Origin of the sequence: Xenorhabdus hominickii (assembly GCF_002632725.1) — a bacterium.
Classification (GTDB): Bacteria; Pseudomonadota; Gammaproteobacteria; order Enterobacterales; family Enterobacteriaceae; genus Xenorhabdus; species Xenorhabdus hominickii.
In genome coordinates, this window is record NZ_NJAI01000020.1 from 1 (window position 1) to 2,895 (window position 2,895).

General features: G+C 39.7%; 4 protein-coding genes. All 4 read right to left on the reverse strand.

Annotated elements, in window-relative coordinates; genetic code table 11:
• On the reverse strand, window positions 1-783 hold a 783-nt coding region (locus Xhom_RS24500), incomplete at its 3' end, for a hypothetical protein (protein WP_145957514.1).
• A gap of 395 nt (window positions 784-1,178) precedes the next feature.
• Window positions 1,179-1,931 (reverse strand): hypothetical protein, encoded by a 753-nt coding sequence (locus Xhom_RS24505; protein ID WP_099140112.1) that lies wholly within the window; start codon window positions 1,929-1,931, stop codon window positions 1,179-1,181.
• Window positions 1,932-1,943: 12 nt separating this feature from the next.
• The gene (locus Xhom_RS24510; RefSeq protein ID WP_099140113.1) at window positions 1,944-2,483 is read right to left on the reverse strand and encodes a dCTP deaminase/dUTPase family protein; all 540 of its coding nucleotides are present in this window, start codon (window positions 2,481-2,483) and stop codon (window positions 1,944-1,946) included.
• A gap of 118 nt (window positions 2,484-2,601) precedes the next feature.
• Window positions 2,602-2,802 (reverse strand): helix-turn-helix domain-containing protein, encoded by a 201-nt coding sequence (locus tag Xhom_RS47295; protein WP_420855277.1) that lies wholly within the window; start codon window positions 2,800-2,802, stop codon window positions 2,602-2,604.
• Window positions 2,803-2,895 lie beyond the last annotated feature (93 nt).

Below are 2,895 nucleotides of genomic sequence, written 5' to 3' on the forward strand. Positions count from 1 at the left end.
ATCTAACACAAAAAAGTTTTTCATTGTAGGAAGCATATTGTTATATAATTCTTTAATGGCTGAATTAATATCTCTTTTACCAAATTGGGAACTCCTTCCGGAGCCTTCCACACTACCCATATGGTGGTAAAAGTTATTATATTTTGGTTCTCTGGATTCCTTTCCATAAGCAAATATTTGTAATGTGGTTTGATAATTAGATGATAAACTCTTAAATGAGCCTATTCTAGTATCTAGTAAACATCGATCTTCAAAAAGCCCTTTTAGATTATCCGTAGTTGAATAAAATCTATTATCTTCAAGCATAGATAAATGACCCATAATAACAGGTGCCGTAGAGTTAAACATATTTTTAATATTTAACAACGGTTGCCTAAAATGGTAATCACACTTCATTAGTGCTTTGGTTTCACTATTACTATGTTTATCCAGCTCTCTTAATGCCCTCTCTATTTCCTTCTCTATAAAAGGACACTGTTTCCTTGAACAAACTGGACATATTTCATCTTTTCCATTTTTTTTCCAAGCATTAATCATATCACGAGCGCTAATTCCTCCGCCTGGTGTATAGATGGCACCATCCGTTAGATTGTCACTCGGCTTAGCATATGAACCATACCCAACACCAGGTAGAATGTTAGGAGTGGATGGCATAAAACTAGATTTCAATCTGTTTAATATTTCTCTCCCGCTGACTATCGTCGGGATAATTTTAATAATCCTATTTCCATTCGCATCATATGGAATACCATTTTCATAATATGCAACTAAAGTATATGACATATCTATATCCTTAACTTATTTATTATCAAGATTAAATTAATCTCTTGATGAAAGGGGAGTAAAATTTATATCAACTCTAATTTTAAAATCAATAAATAAAAATTATAAAATCAAGTATTGGAATTATTTTTTGATAAATTTATTGTTAATTTAAAAATAGAAGCATTTATGGTGTAATATCTAGGGAAAATACGCCTTTTCCCAGAAAAGGATATGAATAATAAACATATTATCAATGGTGAAATTAGGCTGTATTCGACTCTTTTACAGACGATTAAATAATTAAGAAACGTAGCCTGGTATGACCGTGGGGTATAATGATCACAGATAAATTGAGTTTATAAATACCTAATTACTACCTATATCAGGGGCTTTTATAAAACCCCTGGGATAAATTACTGTTCAGAATCTTTGTCGTCATCCAGCTTTGACGTGCTTTCACGCTTGTATTCCGCCACCTGAGCCACCAGCACGAGCTTCGCATTTTCGACGGCCAATAATTCTGCTTCTTGAGGTACGCCAATCACCGCATATTGATCAAGTTCAGCAACGCGGACGCAGTACGCCCAGAAAGCCGGCTCCTGTTTAATAACTTCCGCTGTTTGTGGCGAGATAAAAACCACGTCATAGCTTGCCATGTCGTGTTGAAAATACAGGTAAGCAGTGCGGCCAATTCCGGCTTGCATTAAACCATTATGCACGATGGCTTCTGACATATTTTCAGACTGGGTGACGCAGAATTCAGGTAACTTGTGTTGGAACGCGGTAGTGACATTGATACCAGCTGATGCGCCGTTTGATGCAACGCGCCACTGCCCAACCAGAGTGCCGTTTACCGCAACGATAGGGTCAATCGTTACAGGATACTCCCGCATGATAAAACGCGTAAATAGTTCGTTAGTCATGGGACTGTAACAAGGAGAGTTATACTGTTTCTCTAAGTCTTCGATACGTTCTAAGCCCGGTTCTTTTGCGATAATCCAGCCAAGGCCATTGGGCGCCTTCATTATAGCATCACCCTCAGAGGTCATGCTTTCCAGCTGAGAGCCGGCCAGTAATGCGGTGGCGATGTTAAGATCGAATGCTGAGTAGGTTCCTTCTTCACTGCGATTAAGCGTAAAGTTATCCGCCAGAATATAACCGGTCATAACAATTTACCCTTATTTCTCAACCTTTGACTTTGACGCTTTACCTTTCTCTGCTGAATCAGTTTCAGTGTCTACGGGGTTATCCAGATGGCCGGACTGATTTTCACTCTGTGCTGTTTTTTGCAGTTCAGCGAATTTTTCCTCGGTGACATCCTCAAATGATGCCTTGGTCACTTCTTCAATTAAGCCCTGAGCAATGCACATGCCTTCCCTGAAGGTCAGAGGGTACGCACCCGATTCAACAAGCAGCTTAATGACAATCTCATCACGATAATCAGAATCGATAATACCGACACATTCCGCAGGACGTGCATGATGCTCTTGTCCTAGGTCTTTACGGGCATAAATCTTCATGCAATACCCGTCCGGTATAGCGACTTTTATCCCCGTTCTGATGTAGTAAGCAAGGTGTGACCTGCCATCTTCGACATTGGTATATAATTGGTAATCTACGGCGTTCAGGTCGAACCCTGCTGTGCCTTCAGTGTGATAGGTAGGAATAACCGCTTTGGGGTGTGTACGGCAGATAACGACAGGCACTTGTTTAGCCATGATGAAACTCCTATATGAAACTATTTGAGTTCATATTAGAATTGAGCTTCAATTTGAAAGTAAATTACTTATCCGTGCGCCGGGAAACCCCGGATAAGGCGTGGTGTTGATTATGTATTCATCGGTCATCGGTGTTTTTGGGGGGAGCTATATCTCCAAAATAAAGAAAGCAATCCGTAAAAAACCAATCAAGTGGAGTGTCTAATACCATCGCAATCAGAAAAAGATGCGACGCAGATATTTGACGATCACCTTTTTCACACCTTAAGAGCTGTGGTTGAGATATGCCGATACTTTGAGATAAGGCTACCATGGTCATGTATTAAATAGTTAGTTGTTGTGATATGCTTCCCGCCTTTTAAGGGTAAAGCATGGCCAAAGCTGACGTCTATTGCCGTTATTGTCACAAATC